The sequence below is a fragment of the Streptomyces olivochromogenes genome (assembly GCF_001514115.1).
Lineage (GTDB): Bacteria > Actinomycetota > Actinomycetes > Streptomycetales > Streptomycetaceae > Streptomyces > Streptomyces olivochromogenes.
In genome coordinates this window covers 689,923-713,864 of sequence record NZ_KQ948451.1, presented here as the reverse complement: position 1 = coordinate 713,864, position 23,942 = coordinate 689,923, and the positions used below count along the sequence as shown (strand labels likewise).

At 71.1% G+C, this 23,942-nt stretch carries 20 protein-coding genes and 1 riboswitch; of the genes, 15 read left to right on the top strand and 5 right to left on the bottom strand.

The features are described from left to right. Nucleotides 1-2: 2 nt before the first annotated feature. The 4 genes from dxs (at nucleotide 3) to AQJ27_RS03260 (ending at nucleotide 4,335) form a co-directional block, all read left to right on the top strand. Entirely contained in the window at nucleotides 3-1,931 is a 1,929-nt protein-coding gene (dxs, locus tag AQJ27_RS03275) for a 1-deoxy-D-xylulose-5-phosphate synthase (protein WP_067361258.1), read from the top strand. After that, a complete protein-coding gene (locus tag AQJ27_RS03270; RefSeq protein ID WP_067361255.1) occupies nucleotides 1,928-3,328 on the top strand; it encodes an aspartate aminotransferase family protein in 1,401 nt (466 codons plus the stop codon). Before dxs ends, AQJ27_RS03270 begins: the two co-directional genes overlap by 4 nt. A gap of 177 nt (nucleotides 3,329-3,505) precedes the next feature. Continuing rightward, on the top strand, nucleotides 3,506-4,159 hold the full coding sequence (locus AQJ27_RS03265) for a helix-turn-helix domain-containing protein (RefSeq protein ID WP_067361251.1): 654 nt from the start codon (nucleotides 3,506-3,508) through the stop codon (nucleotides 4,157-4,159). Between the two features lie 59 nt (nucleotides 4,160-4,218). After that, nucleotides 4,219-4,335, top strand: coding sequence for a DUF6126 family protein (locus tag AQJ27_RS03260; protein WP_054232722.1), 117 nt, complete (start codon nucleotides 4,219-4,221; stop codon nucleotides 4,333-4,335). Between the two features lie 35 nt (nucleotides 4,336-4,370). Here the strand turns inward: AQJ27_RS03260 and AQJ27_RS03255 are convergent, their stop codons facing one another. Beyond that, nucleotides 4,371-5,168: a tyrosine-protein phosphatase gene (locus tag AQJ27_RS03255; protein ID WP_067361248.1), complete on the bottom strand. Its 798-nt coding sequence runs from the start codon at nucleotides 5,166-5,168 to the stop codon at nucleotides 4,371-4,373. A gap of 182 nt (nucleotides 5,169-5,350) precedes the next feature. Between AQJ27_RS03255 and AQJ27_RS03250 the strand changes: the two genes are divergently transcribed. From AQJ27_RS03250 to AQJ27_RS03230, 5 genes are all read left to right on the top strand, one after another. Beyond that, complete coding sequence (locus tag AQJ27_RS03250) at nucleotides 5,351-7,420, top strand: alpha-galactosidase (protein ID WP_067361245.1); 2,070 nt, start codon at nucleotides 5,351-5,353, stop codon at nucleotides 7,418-7,420. Between the two features lie 301 nt (nucleotides 7,421-7,721). Next, a riboswitch (cyclic di-AMP (ydaO/yuaA leader) is annotated at nucleotides 7,722-7,880 on the top strand. 2 nt (nucleotides 7,881-7,882) lie between these two features. Beyond that, entirely contained in the window at nucleotides 7,883-8,836 is a 954-nt protein-coding gene (locus tag AQJ27_RS03245; protein WP_067361242.1) for a M23 family metallopeptidase, read from the top strand. 241 nt (nucleotides 8,837-9,077) lie between these two features. Beyond that, nucleotides 9,078-10,964: a rhamnogalacturonan lyase family protein gene (locus AQJ27_RS03240; protein WP_235613400.1), complete on the top strand. Its 1,887-nt coding sequence runs from the start codon at nucleotides 9,078-9,080 to the stop codon at nucleotides 10,962-10,964. Further along, nucleotides 10,961-11,677, top strand: coding sequence for a DUF6250 domain-containing protein (locus AQJ27_RS03235; RefSeq protein ID WP_067361239.1), 717 nt, complete (start codon nucleotides 10,961-10,963; stop codon nucleotides 11,675-11,677). The genes AQJ27_RS03240 and AQJ27_RS03235 overlap by 4 nt, the downstream gene beginning before the upstream one ends. 143 nt (nucleotides 11,678-11,820) lie before the next feature. Next, nucleotides 11,821-12,606: an SGNH/GDSL hydrolase family protein gene (locus AQJ27_RS03230; protein WP_067361236.1), complete on the top strand. Its 786-nt coding sequence runs from the start codon at nucleotides 11,821-11,823 to the stop codon at nucleotides 12,604-12,606. Between the two features lie 413 nt (nucleotides 12,607-13,019). Here the strand turns inward: AQJ27_RS03230 and AQJ27_RS03225 are convergent, their stop codons facing one another. The 4 genes from AQJ27_RS03225 to AQJ27_RS03210 all read right to left on the bottom strand — a co-directional run bounded on the left by AQJ27_RS03225 (nucleotide 13,020) and on the right by AQJ27_RS03210 (nucleotide 17,128). Then, nucleotides 13,020-13,619: a TetR/AcrR family transcriptional regulator gene (locus AQJ27_RS03225; protein WP_067361233.1), complete on the bottom strand. Its 600-nt coding sequence runs from the start codon at nucleotides 13,617-13,619 to the stop codon at nucleotides 13,020-13,022. A gap of 46 nt (nucleotides 13,620-13,665) precedes the next feature. Beyond that, on the bottom strand, nucleotides 13,666-14,085 hold the full coding sequence (locus AQJ27_RS03220; protein WP_067361230.1) for a hypothetical protein: 420 nt from the start codon (nucleotides 14,083-14,085) through the stop codon (nucleotides 13,666-13,668). Between the two features lie 146 nt (nucleotides 14,086-14,231). Continuing rightward, nucleotides 14,232-15,458: a Glu/Leu/Phe/Val dehydrogenase dimerization domain-containing protein gene (locus AQJ27_RS03215; RefSeq protein WP_067362701.1), complete on the bottom strand. Its 1,227-nt coding sequence runs from the start codon at nucleotides 15,456-15,458 to the stop codon at nucleotides 14,232-14,234. A gap of 8 nt (nucleotides 15,459-15,466) precedes the next feature. After that, the gene (locus AQJ27_RS03210) at nucleotides 15,467-17,128 is read right to left on the bottom strand and encodes a 5-guanidino-2-oxopentanoate decarboxylase (RefSeq protein ID WP_067361227.1); all 1,662 of its coding nucleotides are present in this window, start codon (nucleotides 17,126-17,128) and stop codon (nucleotides 15,467-15,469) included. 826 nt (nucleotides 17,129-17,954) lie between these two features. On the opposite strand from AQJ27_RS03210, the gene AQJ27_RS03205 reads away from it, so the two are divergent. The 6 genes from AQJ27_RS03205 (at nucleotide 17,955) to AQJ27_RS03180 (ending at nucleotide 23,758) form a co-directional block, all read left to right on the top strand. Further along, the gene (locus AQJ27_RS03205; protein ID WP_067361224.1) at nucleotides 17,955-19,187 is read left to right on the top strand and encodes an MBL fold metallo-hydrolase; all 1,233 of its coding nucleotides are present in this window, start codon (nucleotides 17,955-17,957) and stop codon (nucleotides 19,185-19,187) included. Between the two features lie 357 nt (nucleotides 19,188-19,544). Continuing rightward, nucleotides 19,545-21,590 (top strand): sensor histidine kinase, encoded by a 2,046-nt coding sequence (locus AQJ27_RS03200; RefSeq protein WP_067361221.1) that lies wholly within the window; start codon nucleotides 19,545-19,547, stop codon nucleotides 21,588-21,590. 92 nt (nucleotides 21,591-21,682) lie between these two features. Continuing rightward, nucleotides 21,683-22,123 (top strand): roadblock/LC7 domain-containing protein, encoded by a 441-nt coding sequence (locus AQJ27_RS03195; protein ID WP_067361219.1) that lies wholly within the window; start codon nucleotides 21,683-21,685, stop codon nucleotides 22,121-22,123. A 2-nt stretch (nucleotides 22,124-22,125) separates the two neighbouring features. Beyond that, a complete protein-coding gene (locus AQJ27_RS03190; RefSeq protein WP_054232708.1) occupies nucleotides 22,126-22,497 on the top strand; it encodes a DUF742 domain-containing protein in 372 nt (123 codons plus the stop codon). After that, a complete protein-coding gene (locus tag AQJ27_RS03185) occupies nucleotides 22,475-23,062 on the top strand; it encodes a GTP-binding protein (RefSeq protein WP_067361216.1) in 588 nt (195 codons plus the stop codon). The genes AQJ27_RS03190 and AQJ27_RS03185 overlap by 23 nt, the downstream gene beginning before the upstream one ends. Before the next feature lie 105 nt (nucleotides 23,063-23,167). Beyond that, nucleotides 23,168-23,758, top strand: a complete 591-nt coding sequence (locus tag AQJ27_RS03180) for a GAF domain-containing protein (protein ID WP_067361213.1) — start codon at nucleotides 23,168-23,170, stop codon at nucleotides 23,756-23,758. Nucleotides 23,759-23,942 lie beyond the last annotated feature (184 nt).

Below are 23,942 nucleotides of genomic sequence, written 5' to 3'. Positions count from 1 at the left end.
GCGTGACGATTCTGGAGAGCATCCGGGGACCACGCGACCTGAAGGCGCTGTCCGAGGCGGACGTCGGTGAACTGGCGGATGAGGTCAGGGAGTTCCTGGTGCACGCGGTCGCCAGGACCGGCGGTCACCTCGGACCCAATCTGGGGGTGGTGGAACTATCCATCGCGCTCCACCGGGTCTTCGAGTCACCCGTCGACCGCATTCTGTGGGACACCGGCCACCAGAGCTACGTACACAAGCTGCTGACGGGACGCCAGGACTTCTCCAAGCTGCGCGGAAAGGGTGGCCTGTCCGGCTATCCCTCGCGTGAGGAGTCCGAGCACGACATCATCGAGAACAGCCACGCCTCCACGGCGCTCGGCTGGGCGGACGGGCTCGCCAAGGCCCGCCAGGTGCAGGGCGAGAAGGGCCATGTCGTCGCGGTCATCGGCGACGGCGCGCTGACCGGCGGCATGGCGTGGGAGGCGCTCAACAACATCGCCGCCGCCAAGGACCGCCCGCTGATCATCGTCGTCAACGACAACGAACGCTCGTACGCGCCGACCATCGGTGGCCTCGCCAACCACCTCGCGACCCTGCGGACGACCGACAGCTACGAGAAGGTCCTCGCCTGGGGCAAGGACGTACTGCTGCGCACCCCCGTCGTCGGACCCACGATCTACGAGTCGCTGCACGGCGCGAAGAAGGGGTTCAAGGACGCCTTCGCACCGCAGGGCATGTTCGAGGACCTGGGGCTCAAGTACGTCGGGCCGATCGACGGGCACGACCTCAGGGCCGTGGAGTCCGCGCTGCGCCGCGCGAAACGTTTCCACGGGCCGGTGCTGGTGCACTGCCTGACCGAGAAGGGGCGCGGTTATGAGCCCGCGCTCGCGCACGAGGAGGACCACTTCCACACGGTCGGTGTGATGGATCCGCTGACGTGCGAGCCGCTCGCGCCCTCGGGCGGGCCGTCCTGGACCTCGGTGTTCGGGGACGAGATCCTCCGGATCGGCGAGGAGCGGGACGACGTCGTGGCGATCACGGCGGCCATGCTGCACCCGGTGGGGCTCGGGAAGTTCGCCGAGCGGTTCCCCGACCGGGTGTGGGACGTCGGGATCGCCGAACAGCACGCCACGGTGTCGGCGGCCGGGCTCGCCACCGGCGGTCTCCACCCGGTCGTCGCCGTCTACGCGACCTTCCTCAACCGGGCCTTCGACCAGCTCCTCATGGACGTCGCGCTGCACCGCTGCGGAGTGACCTTCGTGCTGGACCGGGCGGGGGTCACCGGCGTCGACGGGGCCTCGCACAACGGCATGTGGGACATGTCGATCCTGCAGGTCGTGCCGGGCCTCAGGATCGCCGCGCCGCGCGACGCCGACCAGCTGCGGGCCCAGTTGCGGGAGGCGGTCGCCGTCGACGACGCGCCGACGCTGATCCGCTTCCCGAAGGAGTCGGTGGGCCCCGCGATCCCCGCGGTCGACCACCTGGGCGGACTCGACGTCCTGCACCGCTCCGACGACACCCCGCAGGTGCTCCTGGTCGCTGTCGGCGTCATGGCGCCGGTCTGCCTCCAGGCCGCCGAACTGCTGGAGGCCCGGGGGGTCGGCTGCACGGTCGTCGACCCGCGCTGGGTCAAACCCGTCGACCCCGCGCTGCCCGGCCTCGCAGCCGAGCACCGGCTCGTCGCGGTCGTCGAGGACAACAGCCGGGCGGCCGGCGTCGGCGCGGCGGTCGCGCTGGCGCTCGGGGACGCCGAGGTCGACGTACCCGTACGGCGCTTCGGCATCCCGGAGCAGTTCCTCGCGCACGCCAAGCGCGGGGAGGTGCTGGCCGACATAGGTCTCACGCCCGTCGAGATCGCCGGGCGGATCAGCGCCGGTCTGGCCGTCAAGGACGCGCTGTCGAAGGACGTGCCGTTCGAGGATGAGTTGTCCAAGGAGAAACAGGAATGACCGACCCTGCGGAGAAGGGGGAGTTCGACCTCGGCGCGCTCCTCGCCGAGCGCGGAGCCGAGCGCTACGAGCTGCACACCAAATACCTGAACCACCAGCTCCCGCGCATGCTGCACACCATCGGCTTCGACAAGGTGTACGAGAAGGCCGAGGGAGCGCACTTCTGGGACGCGGACGGCAACGACTACCTGGACATGCTCGCCGGGTTCGGGGTGATGGGGCTGGGCCGCCACCACCCCGTCGTCCGCAAGGCGCTGCACGACGTCCTGGACGCCTCGCTCGCCGACCTCACCCGCTTCGACTGCCAGCCGCTGCCCGGGCTCCTCGCCGAGAGGCTGCTCGCCCACAGTCCCCACCTGGACCGGGTGTTCTTCGGCAACAGCGGTACGGAGGCGGTGGAGACCGCGCTCAAGTTCGCCCGGTACGCCACCGGGAGGCCGAGGATCCTCTACTGCTCCCACGCCTTCCACGGGCTGACCACCGGCTCGCTGTCCGTGAACGGCGAGGACGGCTTCCGCGACGGCTTCGCCCCGCTGCTGCCCGACACCGCCGTTCCGCTCGGTGACCTGGACGCTCTGGCCCGGGAGCTGAAGAAGGGGGATGTCGCCGGGCTGATCGTCGAGCCCATCCAGGGCAAGGGCGTGCACGAGGCCCCACCCGGATATCTGCGTGCCGCGCAGGAGCTGCTGCACCGGCACAAGGCGCTGCTCATCGCGGACGAGGTGCAGACGGGCCTCGGGCGGACCGGGGACTTCTACGCCTACCAGCACGAGGAAGGCGTCGAACCGGACCTGGTGTGCGTGGCGAAGGCGCTGTCCGGCGGCTATGTGCCGGTCGGCGCGACGCTCGGCAAGGACTGGATCTTCAAGAAGGTCTACTCGTCCATGGACCGGGTCCTCGTGCACTCGGCGAGCTTCGGCTCGAACGCGCAGGCCATGGCGGCCGGCCTCGCCGTGCTCTCCGTGATGGAGAACGAACAGATCGTCGCGAACGCCCGGGCCACGGGAGAGCAGCTCAAGTCCCGGCTCGCGGCGCTCATCGACAAGTACGAGCTGCTGAGCGACGTACGCGGCCGGGGCCTGATGATCGGCATCGAGTTCGGTCGGCCCAAGTCGCTCAAGCTGCGCAGTCGTTGGACGATGCTGCAGGCCGCGCGCAAGGGCCTGTTCGCGCAGATGGTCGTCGTCCCGCTGCTCCAGCGGCACCGCATCCTCACCCAGGTCTCCGGCGACCACCTGGAGGTGATCAAGCTCATCCCGCCGCTGATCATCGGCGAACGGGATGTGGACCGGTTCGTGGAGGCCTTCACCGCCGTGATGGACGACGCGCACAGCGGCGGCGGCCTGATGTGGGACTTCGGAAAAACCCTGGTCAAGCAGGCGGTCGCCAACCGCTAGCCCCGCGGCACGAGGAGGTTGGGCGGGCTCGAAACAGGGGTCCGCCCGGATCGGGGCGGGTTCGAAGTACGGATCGGGGCGGGTTCGAAGTGCGGGCCCGCCTCGACCGGGCCCGCCGGTTTTGCCTCTGGGGCAAGAAATTTGCCCGAGAGGCAAGGGTGCGGCTCAATGGAGTGCATGAGCCCTGTCGAGTCGGGGGCGGCCGCCACGCCGCCCGAGTCCGCAGCAGCCGAGGCGCTGCCCGCCGTCGCACCGCAGCTACGTGCGCTGCGCCGCCGGGCCTCGCTGACCCTGGAGGCCGCGGCCCGCACCGCCGGCCTCTCGGCTGCCCACCTCTCCCGACTGGAGACGGGACAGCGCCAGCCCTCGCTGCCGATGCTGCTCGCACTCGCTCGTATCTACGGTACGACGGTCTCGGAGCTGCTGGGCGAGACGGTCGCCGAACGGGACGCGATCGTCCGGGCCGCCGACATGGAGCCGACGAAGGCGGGCGGCTGGACCTACTGGCAGGCCGGTTCCCCGGGCCGCGGAATGCAGGCCCTGCGGGTGCACGTCCCCTACGGCTCGCAGGGCGACATCGTGCGCGTCCACCCCGGCGAGGAGTGGCTCTACGTCCTCCAGGGGCGGCTGCGGCTGCGCCTCGGGGACACCGCCCAGGTGCTCGCGCCCGGGGACAGCGCGCACTTCGACTCGCTGACCCCGCACCGCATCGCGGCCGCCGATCAGGCGGGGGCCGAACTCCTCTTCGTACACACCCTGCTGCAGAGCCCCACCGCCGCGCTGTGCCTCGGCCCGGCGGCAGGGCACCCGACCATGGGAGAGCTGTCATGACGGAATCCACGCAACCCCCGGAGCCCACGGAATCCGCCGACCCCGCCACTCGGCGACGCATGGTCGAGAAGTTCCCCCGCGCCCTGTGGGTACGTCTCTTCATCTACATCGCCGTCGGCCACCTCTTCGCGGCCTTCATCTATCTGCTGTTCGAGCTGGGCGGGCAGAACCAGTAGCCCAGGGTGCAGGTCCCCAGGCCGGCCGCCGGGGTTCAGTCCAGCAGGCGCTCGCGCAGCAGCTCCCGCTGCTCGGGCGTGACCCCCAGCCCCCGCTCCAGGTAGGTGTCGATGCCGCCCCAGGTCTCCTCGATCGTCTCGAAGGCCGCGGTCAGATACTCGGCGCGGGCGTCGAACAGAGGGCTGAGCAGCTCCATGACCTCGGGGGAGCGGGCCGTTTCCGAGGAGCCGTTGCGGCGCACCTTGTAGCGGCGGTGCGTCGCGTTCGACTCCAGGTAGTCGGCCACGATCGCGTCGCGCTCGACGTCGAGGGCGAGGAGCGTCACGGCTATGGAGAGGCCCGCGCGGTCCTTGCCCGCCGCGCAGTGCATCAGCGCGGGCACGCTGTCCTCGGCCAGGGCGTGCAGCACGTGCGAGTGCTCGGCCGTGCGCTCCTTGACGATCGTGCGGTAGGAACCGATCATCCGGTTCGCCCCCTTGCCGTCGCCGAGGTGCCCGCGCAGCTGTTCGATGTCGCCGTCGCGGACCATCTTCCAGAACTCGCCGCCGTCGGCAGGGTCGGTGAGCGGAAGGTTCACGTTCCGTACACCCGGCAGCTCGACGTCCGGCCCCTCCAGCTTCTGGTCGGCGGCATTGCGGAAGTCGAAGATCGTGTGCAGCCCGAGAGAGGAGAGGAACGCGGCGTCCTCCTCCGTGGCGTGCGCGAGATGACCACTGCGGAACAGCCGTCCGTAGCGCACCCGCCGGCCGTCCACGGTGGGCAGGCCGCCCACGTCTCGGAAGTTGCGCACTCCGGCCAGCTCCGGCTCGGTCGACGGGACCTGCTGCGTCACGGGGGCTCCTCCCATTGGACCGCCGGCGCTGCTCGGCGACGCTCGCCGACGGGAATCGCGCTTTCGACGATACGACATGGGTTCCTCAGGCAATGAAGTTGTCCACAGCCGTTGCCTCCCGGGTGAGACGCCGTTGATGATGTTGGTGATTGAGCGCGGCTGTTCGAATCTGCGAGGGTTTGATGATCGAAATCGGCGAAGATGGTCGTACGTGGCTTCTTTCGGGTCCCACGAGCAGCTACGCACTACGGCTGACCGACCTCGACGAACTGCTCCATCTCCACTGGGGGCCGCGCATCACCCGCGCCGACGCCGAGTCGCTCGCCGCCCTGCCCGGCCCGCCGTACCGGCCCTTCGAGTCCCGGCTCGACGGGCGCGAGGAGTATCCCGTCGAGGGCGGCCCCCGCTTCGTGCGTCCGGCGCTGTCCGTACGGACGCAGGAGCGGCGCGGCACCGAATGGCGTTTCGAGGCGTACGAGGCCGACGGTGACGAACTGCGGCTGCGCTTCGCGGACGACGGGCTCGGCATCACCCTGCACTACCGGATGCGTGGCGACGTCGTCGAGCGCTGGGTGACCCTGGCCAACGAAGGACCTTCCCTGGAGCTGCTGCGCGCGGACTCCGCGACCTGGACGCTGCCCGAGCGCGACGGCTGGCTCCTCTCCCAGCTGCACGGGCGGTGGGCGGCCGAGTCCCGGCTCGCGCGCTCCCCCCTCACCTACGGTGAGAAGGTCATCGGCAGCCGCCGCGGGCACACCGGGCACCAGCACCTGCCATGGGTCGCGCTGGACAGCGGGGCGAATGAGGAGAGCGGCGAGGTCTACGGGTGCGCGCTCGGCTGGTCGGGCTCGTGGCGGATCTGCGTGGCCCAACTCCCCGACGCGCGCGTGCAGATCTCCGGCGGCGCGGGGTACGACGACTCCGGACTGTTGCGCCTGGAGCCGGGGGAGTCGTTCACCACCCCGGTCTTCGCGGGGCTGTGGAGCGACGGCGGCTTCGGCGCGGCGAGCCGGACATGGCACGCGTACCAGCGGGCGTACGTGATCCCGGACGCGGACCAGGACCGGCCGGTGCTCTTCAACTCCTGGGAGGCCACCCACTTCGACATCTCCGAGGAGCGGCAGCGGGAGCTGGCCCGGCGGGCCGCGGAGATGGGCGTCGAGCTGTTCGTGGTCGACGACGGCTGGTTCGGGGCGCGGACGAGCGACCGCGCCGGGCTCGGCGACTGGACCCCCAACCCGGAGCGCTTCCCGCAGGGACTGAAGCCGCTCGCCGACGACGTGCACGCGCTCGGCATGCAGTTCGGGATCTGGGTCGAGCCGGAGATGGTCAATCCGGACAGCGAGCTGTACCGCGCGCACCCCGACTGGGTGCAGTTCCAGCCGGGGCGGACCAGGACGGAGTTCCGCAACCAGCTCGTACTCAACCTCGCCCGCCCGGATGTCCAGGAGTACCTGTGGGAGCAGCTCGACGGTCTGCTCTCGAGCGCCCCGATCGACTATGTGAAGTGGGATTTCAACCGCTGCTTCACGGACGCCGGTTGGCCCGGTGAGCCGTACCCCCAGAAGCTGTGGGTCGAACATGTGGAGGCCCTGTACGGGCTCCTGGACCGGCTGCGCGCCGAGCACCCCGGGGTCGCCTTCGAGTCCTGCTCGGGCGGCGGCGGCCGGATCGACCTCGGCGTCATGGCGCGTACGGACCAGGTGTGGACCTCCGACAACACCGACCCGCTCGACCGGCTCGCCATCCAGCACGGCTTCAGCCAGATCCACCCGGCCCGGATCATGGCCGCCTGGGTCACGGACAGTCCGAACGCGCAGCTCAACGGGCGGATCAGCTCGCTGCGCTTCCGGTTCGTGAGCGCCATGGCCGGGGTACTCGGGGTCGGTGGTGACCTGGCCGACTGGAGCGAGGCGGAGCTCGTCGAGGCGCGGGAGTGGGTGGAGCTCTACAAGGAGATCCGGCCGGTCGTGCAGCGCGGCGACCTCTACCGGCTGCGGCCTCCGGAGGGCGGGCTGAGCGCGGTGCAGTACGTCCACGGCGACGAGACCGTCGTCCTGGCCCTGCTCCAGGCCCAGCATCACGGCGAGCCGGTCGCCCCGCTCCGGTTGCGCGGACTCGATCCGAGCGCCGCGTACGAATGCCGGGAAACGGGCGAAACTCATCGAGGTGCGGTGCTGTTGCATCACGGGTTGCGGACGGGGCTGCGCGGGGACTTCGATGCGGCAGTTGTCCGACTGCGTCGTATCTGAGCGTTCTGCCGGTATTGGTGCCTTAATTCCAACTGGCCCTGGAATAAGGGACCGTGGTGTGACGGGCGTGAGCAGCGTCATATTCGTGACGATGCGTTGCGGCCCCGCTTTCTCGATCCGCCCGAATTTCCGGGCGGATCGAGGGGCGGGGGAGATCATTGTCCACGGAGGGTGACCGGAATTCCGGCATGGATCACGAATGGAATGCGCAGAGAAAAGCCACATGGTTGGCGATGCGCCCCCATGTCGCTTACGTTCGCCCTCAATCCGGACGGACGCCCAATCCTGCCGCCGCCCGGTATCCGCACACCCACCGGTATCCGGCAGGAGCGGGGGACCCACAGGTACCACGCCTGTTCCGGTCTCCGGAACGGCTAGGGGTATAGCCGCGCAGCCGCGTGGCCGGGCATCTCCAGCCCGCACCCGACAGCTCACCTCGCAGGCGCCGGAGAGGAATTCTTCATGCCCGCGAAGGGTAAGCACCGCCGACCCAAGTCCCAGCGTTTCTCACGCTCGATCGCCGTGGCCGGAACCGGTGGCGCCGCGCTCGCGCTGCCGCTGATGGGGGCCGCCGGTGCCCATGCCGTGACGCCGACGGCCGCGGTTTCGTCCACTCCGGAAAAGACCGTGACGATTTCCGGCGCGACGGTTTCCGAAAAGACCGCGACGGTTTCGGAAAAGACCGCGACGGCCTCCATGGCCTCGACGAAGACCTATTCGGTGAAGGCCGGCGACTGGCTCGCCAGGATCGCCGAGCGGCAGCACCTCAGCGGCGGCTGGCAGAAGCTCTACTCCGACAACCGCCAGGTCATCGGCAGCGACCCCTCGCTGATCCACCCCGGCCTGAAGCTCACGATCGGCGAGAGGGCCACGTCGACCGACGACACGAAGCCGTCGACCAAGCCGTCCACGCAGTCGTCGGCCAAGACGTCCACGCGATCGTCGGCGCAGTCGGCCACCGGGTCGTCCGGCGCGGCGGAGGCGTCCAAGGCCCAGGCCACCGCCACCGGCTACACCCTGCCGGTCGAGGGCGCCACCATCGGCACCGGCTACAAGGTCGCCGGCAGCATGTGGTCCAGCGGCTACCACACCGGCGTGGACTTCGTGGTCCCGACCGGCACCACCATCAAGGCCGTCGCCGCCGGCACCGTCGTATCGGCCGGCTGGGGCGGCGCGTACGGCAACCAGGTCGTCATCCAGCACGCCGACGGCCGGTACTCGCAGTACGCCCACCTGTCCGCCCTGTCCGTCTCGGCGGGCCAGACCGTGACCCCTGGCCAGCAGATCGGCCTCTCCGGCGCGACCGGCAACGTCACCGGTCCGCACCTGCACTTCGAGATCCGCACCACCCCGAACTACGGCTCGGACATGGACCCGGTCGCGTACCTGCGCTCGCACGGTGTCGCCGTCGGCTGACGCCCGCCGCGCCTCTCACGTCTCCCAGGGCCGGACCCCGCGATCGCGGGGTCCGGCCCTGGGCGTTTCGCCACGCGTCCCGGCGTGGTCCTTTCATGATCGGCACATTGCGGTCTTGTGGCACCGGCGCACGAGGTCTCGACACGGTGCGGCAGTGGCTCCACAGTGATCTCCGTAAGCGCTTTCTATGTCTCGACGGCGGCATCGCGGCCGTCGTCGCCACCGCAAGGAGCACGCCATCGTGAGACCTCGAAGACTCGGCGTCGTCACCGCCGCCGTGCTGCTGGCCGGTCTGGTCGCCGCGCCCTCACGCGCCACCGAACAGCATCCGCCGCCGCGCCGGATCGTGGAGAACCTGGATCGCGGCCTGGTCGCCGTCCCCTCGGGCAAGGGCACCTTCCTGAGCTGGCGGTTACTCGGCACGGAGTACGCAAGGTACGGGGACGCGATCGCGTTCAACGTGTACAAGGGCGGACGGCGGCTCAATCAGGCGCCGGTCACCCGGTCGACCACGTACCAGGACGACAGCCGGGGCACCGGCACCTACGCCGTGCGTGCCGTCATCAACGGCCATGAACAGAAGCCGAGTTCGGCGGCGCTCGACTTCGCGCGGGGCTACGCCGAGATTCCGCTGGCCGCCGCCGACGGATACACCGTGCAACACGCCTGGCCCGGCGACCTCGACGGCGACGGACGCTACGAACTCGTCGTCAGCCGACTCGCGCAGACCCGCGACAAGCCCGACCTCCTGGAGGCGTACACGCTCACCGGCGCGCGGCTGTGGCGCGTCGACCTCGGCCCGGGCTCGTACACCCAGGTCGGCGGGAACGGCGCCAACGACCCCGCACCCGCCGCGATCAGCGGCTCGACGCCGATCGGCGGCTACCGCAACGACGACAACGTCACCGTGTACGACCTCGACGGCGACGGCAGGGCCGAGGTGCTGGTGCACACGGCCGACGGGACCACGTTCGCGGACGGCGCGAAGGTGACCGCCGACTCGCCCGCCGACCAGTTCATTTCGGTGATCGACGGGGAGACGGGCACCGAGCGCACCCGGCAGCCCGTGCCCGACGACCTCGTCGCCGACGGCCCCTCCGGCGGACACTTCGGCATCGCGTACCTCGACGGCGTACACCCCAGCCTCGTCACGAAGTTGGTCACCCGGGTCGGCGCCAAACGCGGAGCCTTCCGGATCCTCTTCCAGACCTGGGACTTCAACGGCACTGCTCTGAACCGGCGTTGGAAGTACGTCGTCCCGGCCGGCAGTGGCGCCACCAGCTTCCACCAGATCCGGACCGTCGACGTCGACCAGGACGGCAAGGACGAGATCGCCGACGGCAACTACGTCGTGGGCAGCGACGGCACGCTGCGCTATGTCGTCGACGGCGCCGGACACGGCGACCGTTTCGACATCGCCGACCTCGACCCCGACCGGCCCGGCCTGGAGGGCTTCGCGATCCAGCAGTCGGAACTGGGCGTCGTATCGAGGTTCCCCTGGTACTACTACGACGCCGACACCGGTCAGCGCCTGGTGACCGGCGAGCACCCGGCCGACCCGACGAGCGAATCCGACCTCGACGTCGGCAGGGGCAGCGCCGCCGACATCGACCCCGGCCACCCCGGCTACGAGTACTGGACCTCCACCGCCGACGTCGCCCGCCCCGGCGCGGGCGTCTTCAACGTCCAGGACGGAAAGGTCTCCACGACCACGCCCAGCGTCAACTTCCGTATCTGGTGGGACGGCGACAAGGGCGCCGAACTCCTCGACTACACGCATGTCGACAAGTGGGACCCGAAGGCCGAGACCAGCACGCGCCTCTTCGACCCGGCCGGTGTCGTCTCCGGCGCCCGCAACGCGACCCCGTTCTACGGCGACCTTCTCGGTGACTGGCGCGAGGAGATCCTCGCCGAGACCGGCGACCACACCGCGCTGCGCCTGTACACCACCACCGAACCGACGAAGACCCGTATCTACACGCTCGCCCAGAACCCCGGCTACCGCCTCGGCTGGACCGTGCGCGGCTATCTCCAGTCGACGTACACGGACTACTACCTGGGCACCGAGACCCGGCGGGTGCCGAAGCCCGCCATCACCACCGCCGCTCGCACGGAAGGAACCTCATGACCACCCGCAGAGCCTTCGCGACCCTCGCCGCCGGTGCCGCGCTGTCGACACTCGTCCCGGCCACCACCGCGAGCGCCTCGCCGCGCCACCGTCGTGGCCGGCTCATCGCCCGCGACGGCTTCCGCCGCGGTCTCGGTCAGTGGGTCACGGAACTGCAGGACGGCGGCACGGTCACCGCCTCGCACGGCGTCCTGGAGATCGACGTACCGAGCGGTGCGACGGTCTGGTTCAAGCAGCGCTTCGAAGGGCCCTACGTCATCGAGTACACCGCCACACCGGTCTCCGAGGGCGGCGTGAACGACCGGGTCTCCGACCTCAACAACTTCTGGAACGCCGTCGACGTCCGCTCCCCGGACGACCTCTTCGCCACACCCCGGGGCGGCGCCCTGGCCGAATACGACTACCTGAAGACGTACTACGTCGGATACGGCGCCAACACCAACACGACCACGCGGCTGCGCCGGTACGTGGGGGAGCCGGGCGTCCGCCCGCTCGTCTACGACTACACGGAGCCGCTGCTCACGGCCAACGAGCCGCACCGCGTCCGGATCGTCTCGGACGGCTCCACGGTCCGCTGGTGGAACAACGGACGGCTCGTTTTCGACTACGGCGACCCGGAGCCGTACACGAGCGGGCACTTCGCGTTCCGGACCACATGGAGCCACTTCCGGATCGAGGGCTTCCAGGCGTGGCGGCTGTTCAACCACTCCTGACAGGGCCTTATTCCGGGTTCGGTCACACTTTACGAGTGGCTTATCTCACCACCCGTCAACCCCTTCCTACGGTCGCGTAGCTCACATCGAAAGGTGAATCATGGGCCGATGTGGCAGACGATTCGAAGAGTGACAACAGATCAGTGATCGGGTCGTACGTGGCGGTGGGGGACAGCTTCACCGAAGGCGTCGGCGACCCCGGCCCCGACGGGGCCTTCGTCGGGTGGGCCGACCGGTTCGCGGTGCTCCTCGCCGACCGGCGGCCCGAAGGCGACTTCACCTACACCAACCTCGCCGTACGCGGAAAGCTGCTCGACCAGATAGTCGAGGACCAGCTCCGGGGGGCCAAGGAACTCGCCCCCGACCTGGTCTCCTTCTGCGCTGGCGGCAACGACATCATCCGGCCAGGCACCGACCCCGACGAGGTCGCCGAGCGCTTCGAGCGCGCGATCGCCGACCTCACCTCCGCCGTCGGCACCGTCATGGTGACGACCGGCTTCGACACCCGTACCGTCCCCGTGCTGAAGCATCTGCGCGGCAAGATCGCCACGTACAACGGGCACGTAAGGGCCATCGCGGACCGGTACGGCTGTCCGGTCCTCGACCTGTGGTCCCTGAAGACGATCCAGGACCGCCGCGCCTGGGACGGCGACCGCCTGCACCTCTCGCCCGAGGGCCACACCCGGGTCGCGCTGCGCGCCGGCCAGGTCCTCGGCCTCGAAGTGCCCGCGGACCCCGACCAGCCCTGGCCTCCACTGCCGCCCCGCGGCACGCTCGAGGTCCGGCGCGACGACATCCACTGGGCACGCGAGTACCTCGTCCCGTGGATCGGGCGCCGACTGCGCGGGGAGTCCTCCGGCGACCACGTGGCCGCCAAGGGCAGCCTCTCGCCGGACGACATCAAGATGCGGATCGAGTCCGTGGCCTGAACGACGGGTCTCCGACGTGCCGGTGGCTCGGAGGGACTGGGCGCGGGGGCCGGAGACGTGATGTGCGGGGAGCGGGGCCGTCGTCGGTGCCGCCTTCGCCTTCGCCCTCGTCTTTGGTGTGCGTGTGCGGGGGAGTCCGTGTCCGTTTTGTCGTCAGTGCGTCAGTGCGTCAGTGCGTCAGTGCGTCAGTGCGTCGGCAGCCGGCGGACCGGGCGGCGGGAGATGCCGCCGCTCACCGACCCGCCTCGACGGCGTGCCCGCCAGGCGGGTCCGGGCCGAACTCGCCGCCGCGCCTGCGGCCATCGCGGCGCGGCGGCGTCGTCGTGCGTCGACATGGCGCGGCGGCTGTCGCCGGGCCGCGTCGGGTCGGCGTGGTCGACTGAACTGTCCGGGCGTGCGCCGCGGCGCACGCCTCAGCGCACCGCGGCCGTCAACGCCTCCCGCGCGAGCCCCAGTTCCCGGGCGAGCGCCTCGTCCACCCACTCCTGGGCCCGCGCCCGCGACACCGCTCCCGTGTAGGCGGTCATCTGCACGGCGAGCCCGTCGAGCAGCGCCGTCAGCCGCAGGGCGGTGCCCGTGGGATCCGGGCACTCGAACTCGCCGCCCGCCACTCCCTCCGCGATCACCTCGGTGATCGCGGCCTTCCACTGCTTGTCGAGATCACGCGTGACCTCCTGAAGCGCGGGCTCGCGCAGGGCGGCCGCCCAGCCCTCGATCCACAGCCGCCAGCCCTTGGCCTGGCCGGTCGGCGCGTACCAGCGCACGGCGGCGCGCAGCCTGCGCAGCGCCGACGTACGACGGCCGAGCAGCTTGCGCAGATGGGCGAGGTCGTCCTCGGCCGCGTAGGTGAACGCGGCGGCGACCAGCTTCTCCTTGGTGGAGAAGTGGTACAGCACCAACGCGTTGCTCACGCCGAGCACCGAGGCCACGTCGGCGATCCGCACCGCCGCCACGCCCCGCGCCTCGATCTGCTCGATGGCGGCGCGCAGCAACTCCTCGCGCCGTTCCGCCACACTCAACCGCACCCTCGCCACGCGGTAACCCTAATGCTCGACGGGGTCAGTCGACGAACTGGTAGTCAAACCGGATGCGGCCGTCCTCGTCGAGGACCAGGAACTCCCGGCCACCGCCCGTGGCCCGTCCCTCCCCGGTGTGGAAGGACTCCCAGCGGAACGTGATGACGTCCCGCAGCTGTTGGGCGGGTTCCTGGATCCGGAAGACGTAGGTCCCCGGGGCGACGAATTCGTCGTGGGCACGGGTCACGCGCGTGTGCAGCTCGTCGTGGCCACGGGCCTCCAGGGCGGCGGTGGTGAAGCCGAGGCCCACCGCGGCGTCCCGCATCTGCTGGGGCGGCCGGAGGACGTGCAGACCGTCCTGAGCCCAGAGTTCGTCCACGGTCTTGCGGCGGATCTCGGGATCGGGCTCGTTCCAGACGCCGATGTAGCGCTCGATCAGGTCCTGCGGGTCGATGCTGGACATGGATGCTCCCGGTGCGAGTCGGACTTCGTGTGGGGAGGGGCGGTCACTCGCGCTCGCGCGCCCTCGCTGCACCGACTCTGCTGTCACCGGCCCCGCGCCTCAATTCCCCAGGAGGAATGACGGGAGGGCCACGAGGCGGGTGCCCGTCAGCGGTACCACCCGAACCGCTCCGCGATCACCGGCAGCCGGTCGGCGACGATGGCGTGCGCCGCGGCCCGTGGCGTCGTCCCGTCGGCCTCCGCGCGGGCCAGCATCCGGTCGATCAGGTCGCGCATGGAACGCCGGGTGTACGCGAACGCCTCGTCCGCGTCCGCGCCGATGTCGCCGAAGAGCGTCCACCACCACCAGGCGTTCGTCCCGGAGTTGACCACGACGTCCGGCAGCACGACGACCCCGCGCGCGGCGAGCAGTTCCTCCGCCTCGGGCAGTACGGGCATGTTGGCCGCCTCTACGATCCAGCGGGCGCCGATCTGCCGCTGGTTCTCGGTGTCGATGGCGTACGAGACCGCCGCGGGAACCAGCACCTCCGCGTCCATGGACAGCCAGGCATCGCCCGGGAGTTCCTGGTCGGCCGGGCGCAGCGCGCCGCGGTCGACCGTGCCGTAGGCGTCCCGCGCCGCGAGCAGCGCGTCGATGTCCAGCCCGTCCGGGTTCGCGATCGTGCCCTTGACGTCCGCGACGGCGACGATGGCGAGGCCCGCGCGGGAGAGGAAGCGGGCCGTGGCTCCGCCCATGGTGCCCAGGCCCTGCACGGCCACGCGCGTCCCCGCGTGTGCCACCCCGGCCCGGTCCAGGGCCGCGAGCACCGACTCGGCGACACCGCAGCCGCCGACCAGTTCGTCGAGCCCGATCCCGTCCACGTCGACCGCGAAGGCGTCCGCGAGCCGCCGACGGGCCGTCGTCTCGTCGTCGAGCAGCGGGTACACGGCCTGGATGGACGAGACGAGCCCCGCCTCCTCGGCGGCCCGGTCGACCAGGTCCTGGGTGAGCCCGAGGTCCTCACCCGTGGTCCAGAAGCTCTCGATGTAGGGGCGCATGGCGCGCAGGTAACGCACCAGCAGGCCGTACGCCGCCGGGTCCTGGGGATCGCAGTCGATGCCGCCCTTGGCGCCGCCCAGCGGGATGTAGCGGCCCTCGGGGTTGTAGTGCAGGGCCTCCTTCATCGTCATCCCGCGGGCGAGCCCGGCGACCTCGTCCAGGGTGCAGCCCGCGCGCATCCGCAGACCGCCGCTGGAGACGCCCCGGACGAGCCGGTCGACCACGAGATAGCCCGGTCTGCCCGTGACGTGGTCGGTCCAGGTGAGCGTGATCAGGGGCGCGGTCGAAGGCGGGGTGAGCGGCGCGGCCGACGGTGCGGCCGGGGGCGTGGTCATGGGCGTGGTCATCGGGTCTCCTCGGGGACGGCGATCAGGGTGGGACCAGGCGTGCGCAGCGCCTCGGTGAGCGCGAGGGCCAGCTCGTCGGGGTGGCACACGCGTGTGCCCTGTCCTCCGTAGGCGCGGGCCAGGGCGGGCAGATCGACCGGAGCGAGGTCCACCGCGGTCGGGCGGTCGCCACGGGCGGCCATCTCGTCGCGGATCTCCCCGTAGCCGCCGTTGTCGAACACCACGACGGGCAGCGGGAGTCGCAGCTGCGCGGCGGTCGCCAGCTCCTGCACCGTGAACTGGAGGCCGCCGTCCCCGCTCAGCGCCACCACCTGGCGCTCCGGGCACGCCACCTTGGCGCCGAGCGCCGCGGGCAGCGCGTAGCCGAGCGTGCCGAAGCCGGTCGGGTGAAGATAGCGTCCCGCGGGGCCCAGCGGGAGGTGCGGGAGCGCGCCGTAGTAGCAGCACTGGGCACTGTCCGAGGTGATGACCGCGTCGTCGGCCAGGACGGCGCGGATCGCCCGCAGGTACGGGATCCAGCGCGCGTCGCGCTCGGCACTCCCGGCGTACCGCGCGTCCCGCACCGCCGCGACCTCGTCGCCGTCGATGCCGCCTCGTGGGTCGGGGATGTCGTGTCGCACGCGCGCGTGGAGGCCCATGTCCGACAACAGCGCCTCCAGGCAGGCCCGCGCGTCGCCGACGAGCGCGATGTCCGTGGGCAGCCCGGAGTGCATCTGGTCCGGGTCGAGGTCGGCCCGGACGAGCGTGCCCCCGAGGGCGGTCGGCGGCGACCAGAAATCGGACTCGGCCAGCTCCGTGCCCACGGCGAGGACGACATCGCGACCCGCCAGCCACTTCTGCACCGACTCAGTGTGCAGCGAGACGCCGAGCGAGAGCGGATGCCGCTCGGGTACGACGCCCTTGCCGTTGGCGGTCGTCACGACGGGCGCGCCGCACGCCTCCGCGAGGGTGAGACAGGCGGTCGCGGCGCCGCGCGCGCCACCGCCGAGCACGAGTGCGGGCCGTCGCGCCTCCCGCAGGGCGCGCGCGGCCCGTCGTACGGCCTCGGCGTCCGGCAGGGTCGGCGCGGTGGCCGGGGCGAGCCGCACCGGGCCTGCGGTCTCGGCCGCCGTCAGCAGGTCCAGCGGCACCTCGAGGTGCACCGGCCGCGGTCGCCGCGTACGGAAGAGGGTGAACGCGCGCGCCACGGCGGCGCCGATCTCGGCCACCGAGGAGACCCGGTGGCTGAACGCGGCGACGCCCCGCAGCGCCTCGGTCTGGCTGCGCATCTCGTGCAGCAGCCCGGTCGACAGGCGGGGGTGGCGAAGCGGCATACCCGGGGAGACGACGAGCAGGGGCACGCTGTCCGAGTAGGCCTGCCCGACGGCGGCCGTGACGTTGAGGAGCGCGGGACCGGTGGTCGTGATCACGACACCGGGGCGGCCCGTCACGCGCGCGTACCCGTCGGCGGCGTACCCGGCGCCCTGTTCGTGGCGCGGGGTCGTGTGCCGGACGCCGTACGCCGCCAGGTGCCGGTAGATCTCCAGGTTGTGCGTGCCGGGGATGCCGAAGGCCTGCGTCACGTCGTGCGCGGCGAGCGCCCGGACGAGCGCCTCGCCACCGGTGAGCACGCCGGTGCGCGAGTCGGTGCGCCGGTCGGTGTGCCGGTCGGCCTCCATGGCGCCTCCAGGTGCGGAACGAGCGGCGCGACCGAAGACCCACCGGTATCTTTACTGAATCACCATTCAGTATCGGGAGCGACTCCGAAGTCTGTCAATTTACTGAACGGATCATCAGTAGTGGGTCTGCGGTGCACCGCCCGTCCGGCCCGCCGCACCCGCTCCACGGAAGCGGGTGCGCCCTGGGCGCGTTCGGCGCCGTCACCGGAATCGCGTCCGTCACGGGATCGGCCGGACAGCCCCGAGGCCGGCCCCTCGGGGTCCCCGCCGGTGTCCGCCAATTCGCCGGAGGCAGCCGGCGCGCGGCGGCCGGCGGGTCGCACGAGTCATTGAAGCCCTGGCTGGTCGGCCCGGTGCGGAGTTGATGCGCGAGCCCGGGTTCTCCGCCGCCACCATGGCCGTCGGTTCGACGAAGGCGGGCTCGCCCAGGCGGTCGCGCCCCCGGCCGGCCGGTTCGTCCGGCACCGCGGGCGGGGTGGCCGTCGATTGAAGGACGGAAAAGGTAGAAAGGACAGATCGGACCGCAGGACACGCGGGTTGTGGGCGAGCGCCCGGCCGGGGGCGAGGACCTTTCCGTAGGTGTGTTTCGAGTACCACACCATGACGCGGAAGAAGATCCTGCGTCGCGGGGTTAGGGAAACGCGGGCCATGGGGGTCACCCACGGACGTGACATCGGGTCCCGGGCGTGTCACCCCCAGACGTGACGCACCAGGGCCCGGACCTTGCGGTGTGTACCGGGGACATCGCGCTGTGACACCGTCGACCCGGCGCTGTCAGAGGGGCCGACCATAATGGGAGGCCTGACCGACTCCACTTGGAGGTACCGTGACCGGTTTCCGTACGTTGAGCTCCGGGCTCCGCGCGTTGCAGCCCGCCGCCTTCGGCGCGGACCCCGGCGGTGAGCGCCTGGAGCGCATCCGTAGATCGCCGAATTTCGCGGACGGTGTCTTCCAGAACCCGGTGAGTGCCCGGACCCGCCCCGACGGCTCCATGCTCGAGTTCGCGAAGGTCTTCTTCCGCAAGGAGGAGCGCGCCCACCGTGCCCCGGCGGGCACGGTGCCGGTGTACCCCACCACGCTGGCCGACCTCGCCAAGCCCGCGGCGAGCGGGTTGCGCATCACCTGGATGGGGCACTCCAGCGTGCTCGCCGAGATAGACGGGCACCGGGTGCTGTTCGACCCCGTATGGGGCGAGCGCTGTTCCCCCTTCAACTTCGTCGGGCCCAAGCGGCTGCACCCGGTGCCCCTGCCGATTGCCGCGCTCGGCCCGGTGGACGTCGTCGTCATCTCGCACGACCACTACGACCATCTCGACCTGCCCACCATCAAGGCCCTGGCCGACACGGACACGGTCTTCGCGGTGCCGCTCGGCGTCGGAGCCCACCTGGAACACTGGGGCGTCTCGCCCGACCGCGTGCGCGAGCTGGACTGGAACGAGAGCACCAAGGTCGGCGGCATCTCCCTGACCGCGACACCCGCCCGGCACTTCTGCGGCCGCGGCCTGCGCAACACCCAGCACACGCTCTGGGCCTCCTGGGTGGTGACGGGTGACGAGCACCGGATCTACCACAGCGGGGACACCGGCTACTTCGAGGGCTTCAAGGAGATCGGCGCCGAGCACGGCCCGTTCGACATCACGATGATCCAGATCGGGGCGTACAGCGAGTTCTGGCCCGATATCCACATGACGCCCGAGGAGGGCATGCGCACCCACCTGGACCTCCAGGGCGGGCGCCCCACCGGAGTGATGCTGCCCATCCACTGGGCCACGTTCAACCTGGCGACCCACCCGTGGGTGGAGCCCGGCGAGGGCACGATGGCAGCCGCGCACGCGGTGGGCGCCCGCGTCGCGCTGCCCCGCCCCGGCCAGCCCTTCGAGCCCACCACCGAGACCGTCCCGTCCGAGCCCTGGTGGCGCGGTGTGGCCGTGCCGCCGAAGGGTGGCTGGCCCGCCGTCGAGAATTCCGGAGCGGATGTCTCCGCTTCCAATACTCCGGGTGATGTCGTGGGTGAAGCTTCCGAAGGCACCGGAGAGCCGGAGACGGTGCCCGCGAGCTGAATTTCCTGAATGTCCGATCGACGGCGAGGGTCGGGGAGCGAGCTGCTCCCCGACCCTCGCCGTTTGTTCGCGACCGGTTCTGACCAGCTCTGATCGGATCGGTGACGCAAGGGAACGTGCGTCCGAAGGGGATATCGGTCTGTCGTGCGAGGCCTCATACCAGAGCGGGACGCCTTCCGGGGGAGTTTGTCAACTGCCCACCGCACATGATGGGTTGGCGACTACTGTCAGTTGCCGTCGGGCGACGCGGGGCCGAATTTTTCGGCTCTCTCGACCGGCATCGCGATGGCGCACGCCCGAGTCGCGCAGACCCGCGGGAGTCCCCGTGGCCCCCGACGCACCAGTACGAGGACGCAGATGTCTCACCTCCGCGCACCGGCCGCACGCGCAGACCGCCGTGAGGGCGGGCGGCACGGGCGGCCGGTCGCCCGCACGGTCCACCCGCAGCCCGAGACCCGCCTACGGCCCCAGTTGCTGCGCCTGGCGGTCCTGCCGCCGATCGCGGTGGCGCTCAGCGGCTGTGCGGCCGTGCTGTTCACCGTCCGCTCCACCGGCGTGCGCCCCGGCGTCGTCCTGTGGGCGGTGCTCGCCGGCGCCGGGTGCGTGGCCCTCTCGGGCATCCTGATCGCCGCCGTGGGCGCCGACCGGGCCGCCACGTCCGTGCGGGAACGCATCGGTGCCCTGCGCCGCGGCAGCGCCCGTACCGAGGCCGACCTGCGCGCTGTCGTCGAGGGCCTGCGCCGGGGCGAGAGCCCTCCCACGCCCAAGCCGCGCCAACGGCCCAAGCCGGACGCCGACGAGTTCGAGCTGCTCGCCGCCGACCTCTCCCGCGCGCACGACGGCGCCGTCACCGCCGTCGTGCAGGCGGCCCAGCTCTCCAGCCAGGCGGGCAGCGAGCAGAAGGTCGAGGTCTTCGTCAATCTCGCGCGGCGGCTTCAGTCCCTCGTGCACCGCGAGATCTCGATCCTCGACGAGCTGGAGAACGAGATCGAGGACCCGGACCTGCTCAAGGGCCTCTTCCACGTGGACCACCTCGCCACCCGCATCCGCCGGCACGCCGAGAACCTCGCCGTGCTCGGCGGCGCCGTCTCACGCCGCCAGTGGAGCAACCCCGTCTCCATGACCGAGGTGCTGCGGTCCGCGATCGCCGAGGTCGAGCAGTACTCGCGGGTCAAACTGGTGCCCCCGATCGACGGCACCCTGCGCGGGCACGCCGTCGCCGACGTGATCCACCTGCTGGCCGAACTCGTCGAGAACGCCACGGTGTTCTCCGCCCCGCACACCCAAGTCCTGCTGCGCGCCAACCTCGTCACCTCCGGCCTCGCGGTCGAGGTCGAGGACCGGGGCCTGGGCATGCCCCTGGGTGAACAGAACAAGATGAACGCGCTGCTCACCGACCCCGATCAGGTGAATGTCGCCAGCCTCCTCCAGGACGGCCGGATCGGTCTGTTCGTGGTGTCCCAGCTCGCCCGGCGGCACGGCATCCACGTACGGCTCCAGACCAACATCTACGGCGGTGTCCAGGCCGTACTCGTCGTACCGCAGGCGCTGTTGGGCGCGGCGCCGGGCGCCCCCGGCGACGTATCGGAAGCACAGGCACAGCAGGCACAGCAGGCACAGCAGCTCAAGGCCGGTGGCCCGCGTCCGCCCGCCGGGCCACCGGCAGGGCCGACCGCGCCCGTGCCGTCCGCCGGTGCGACGGTGGCCTCCGTGCCGCGGCAGGCGCAGCGGGACCAGATGCCGCCCGCCGCGCTCGGCACGGGCGCCGGCGGCCCGGCGCCGCTCCCCGTGCGCGGCGCCCGCGCGGAGCGGCCCAACCCGGCCGAGGCCCTGCCCGGTATCCGCCCCGACGACCGGCCCGTGGTCGCGGAGAACGCGGCCATGCCACCCACCCCCCGCAACGGCGCGGTGCGCGGCACCATGGGCAAGCCCCAGCTGCCCAAACGACGCGCCCAGGAGCACATCGCACCCCAACTGCGCGACGGGCCCGTGCCCCGCCAGGACTCGGAGCAGGTCGTCGGCCACGACCCCGGCCTGATGGCGGCGTTCCAGCGGGGGATCGGGCTCGCGGAGGCCCAGCATGCCGAGGAACGGCGCACGGAGGCACCGCGCGGCGGAGCACCGCACATGGAGCGGCCGCACCCCGATCTGCCGCACTCCGACCCGCCGTACCCGGACCTGCTGCACCGGGACCCGCCGCACCCGGATCTGCGGCACCTGGACCCGCTGCCGCCGCTCGATGTGATCCGCGTCGACCAGACCTCCACGGGCGCGCCCCGCATAGCCGACACCCCCACGGCGCACGCGCCCGCCCCGCACGAGGCGCCCGGGAGCCGCGACAACGCACCCGCGCCCGGACACGACCACACGGCCCGGCACGACGGGAGCACAACGGCCGGATGACCACCCCCCTGACGACCCCCACCCGCACGCCCTCCCACACCCCCACACCCTCCGCTCCGGCAGACCTTCGTACTTCAAGGAGTCGATCCACCATGGCGAGCGACGCGCCGACCGCCCACGCCCATGTATCCGATCTCGACTGGCTGATGAGCGGCCTCGTACAGCGCGTACCGCACACGAACAGCGCGGTACTCCTCTCCTGCGACGGACTCGTGAAGTCGGTCCACGGACTCGACCCGGACAGCGCCGACCACATGGCGGCGCTCGCCTCCGGCCTCTACTCGCTCGGCCGCAGCGCGGGCCTGCGCTTCGGCGACGGCGGTGACGTACGCCAGGTCGTCGTCGAACTCGACTCGACCCTGCTGTTCGTCTCCACCGCGGGCTCCGGCACCTGTCTCGCCGTGCTCGCCGGCCGCGAGGCCGACGCGGCGGTGCTCGGGTACGAGATGGCGATGCTGGTCAAGAGCGTCCGTCCGTATCTGATGACCGCGCCCCGGCAGGCCGCCGTGGAACCGCCGGCGATGAGGCCTTGAGCGTGGCCGCGGCCGGCGACGGGCCCTGGCTCGACGACGCGGCCGGACGGCTGGTGCGCCCCTACACGGTCAGCAACGGCCGGACCCGGCCGACCACCGCCCTCGACCTGCTGTCGCAGGTGATGGCCACCGGGGCAACACCTCTGGGCTACCTCGGCCCCGAGCACACCCAGGCACTCGAACTGTGCCGGGCGCCCGTCTCGGTCGCGGAGATCGCGGCACACCTGAAGCTGCCCGCGGCGGTCACCAAGGTGCTGCTCTCCGACCTCGTCGACTGCGGGGCACTGACCACCAAGCCGCCCGAGTTCCACCACAACCCCACTGACCGGTCTCTTCTGGAGGCAGTGCTCGATGGACTACGACGACAGCTCTGATCCCTTCCCCACCGCGCTGAAGATCCTGGTGGCCGGAGGGTTCGGGGTCGGCAAGACGACCTTCGTGGGCGCGGTGAGCGAGATCGCGCCGCTCAGCACGGAGGAGCTGCTCACCACGGTCAGCGCCGCGACCGACAATCTCGACGGCATCGAGAACAAGGTCGAGACCACCGTGGCGATGGACTTCGGCCGCATCACCCTCGATCCGGAACACGTCCTGTACCTGTTCGGCACACCCGGACAGCAGCGGTTCTGGTTCATGTGGGACGAGCTGTCCGAGGGCGCGCTCGGTGCGGTGATCCTCGCCGACACCCGTCGCCTGGAGGACTGTTTCGCGGCCGTCGACTTCTTCGAGCAGCGCGGTCTCGGCTTCATCGTCGCGGTCAACGAGTTCGACGGTGCCTACCGCTACGACCCCGAGGAGGTGCGCGCGGCCATCGACCTCGACCCCGAGATCCCCATCGTGCGCTGTGACGCCCGGATCTCCAGTTCGGGCGTGCAGACCCTGCTCACCCTGGTCCGCCACCTCCTCGCCCACGCACCGACGCACGCACCCATCCGCTGAGCCCGCACCCGGCGTACGCCTTCGACCGCTGAGCCCGCACCCGACCCACGTCCCCCGCCACGGAGCCCACACCATGACGCCCGCCCCACACCAGGGAGCCCGTAGATGAGTTACGACCCGCCGCGCCCGGCCGGTCGTCTGCTGCTGACGCCGGAGGACAAGGACGCCCCCGCCCGGGTCAGCCGGCTGCGCCGACTCGGCCTGGGGGAGCACACGGAACCCGCCTTCGACGCCTTCGCGGACCGGCTCGCCGAAGTCGCCGCGGTGCCGTATTCGATGGTCAACTTCATCGACGAGAACCGGCAGTTCTTCGCGGGCCTGCACACCCCGGACGGAAACGTCTCGGTCACCCGGCCGCTCCCGGCCGCCCCGGACGGCACGGTGAAGGTCGTCGGGCGCTACATGACCCGCGACTACGGTTTCTGCCCCCATGTGGTGGTCCGCCGCAGGGCGCTGGTCCTCGAAGACGTGTGCGACTACCCGCGTTTCGCCGGCAACCCGGTCGTCGACGAGATCGGCGTCCGTTCCTACCTGGGAGCCCCGCTCATCGACCACACCGGCATCGCCCTCGGGACGATCTGCGTCGTCGACCTCGAACCGCGCCCGTGGGGGAAGGCGGGCCTGGAGACCATCAAGTCGATGGCGGCGGAACTGGTCGAGCAGATCGAGCGCAGACAGGACACCGGGGGGATCTGACGCCCGCGGCCGCAGGCGTGAAGGAAAGCCCTGGCCGGAGGCGTGAAGGAAAGCTGCGGCCGCGCTTAAGAAATCCTCGATGGACCGATGGCGCACCCGTGCGGCAGATTTCTCCGGGAAATCACCCCTCTCCCCGGTACGGGCCCCTTCGGCGTGCCCTGCTCCGGGACCTCACCACGGGAGC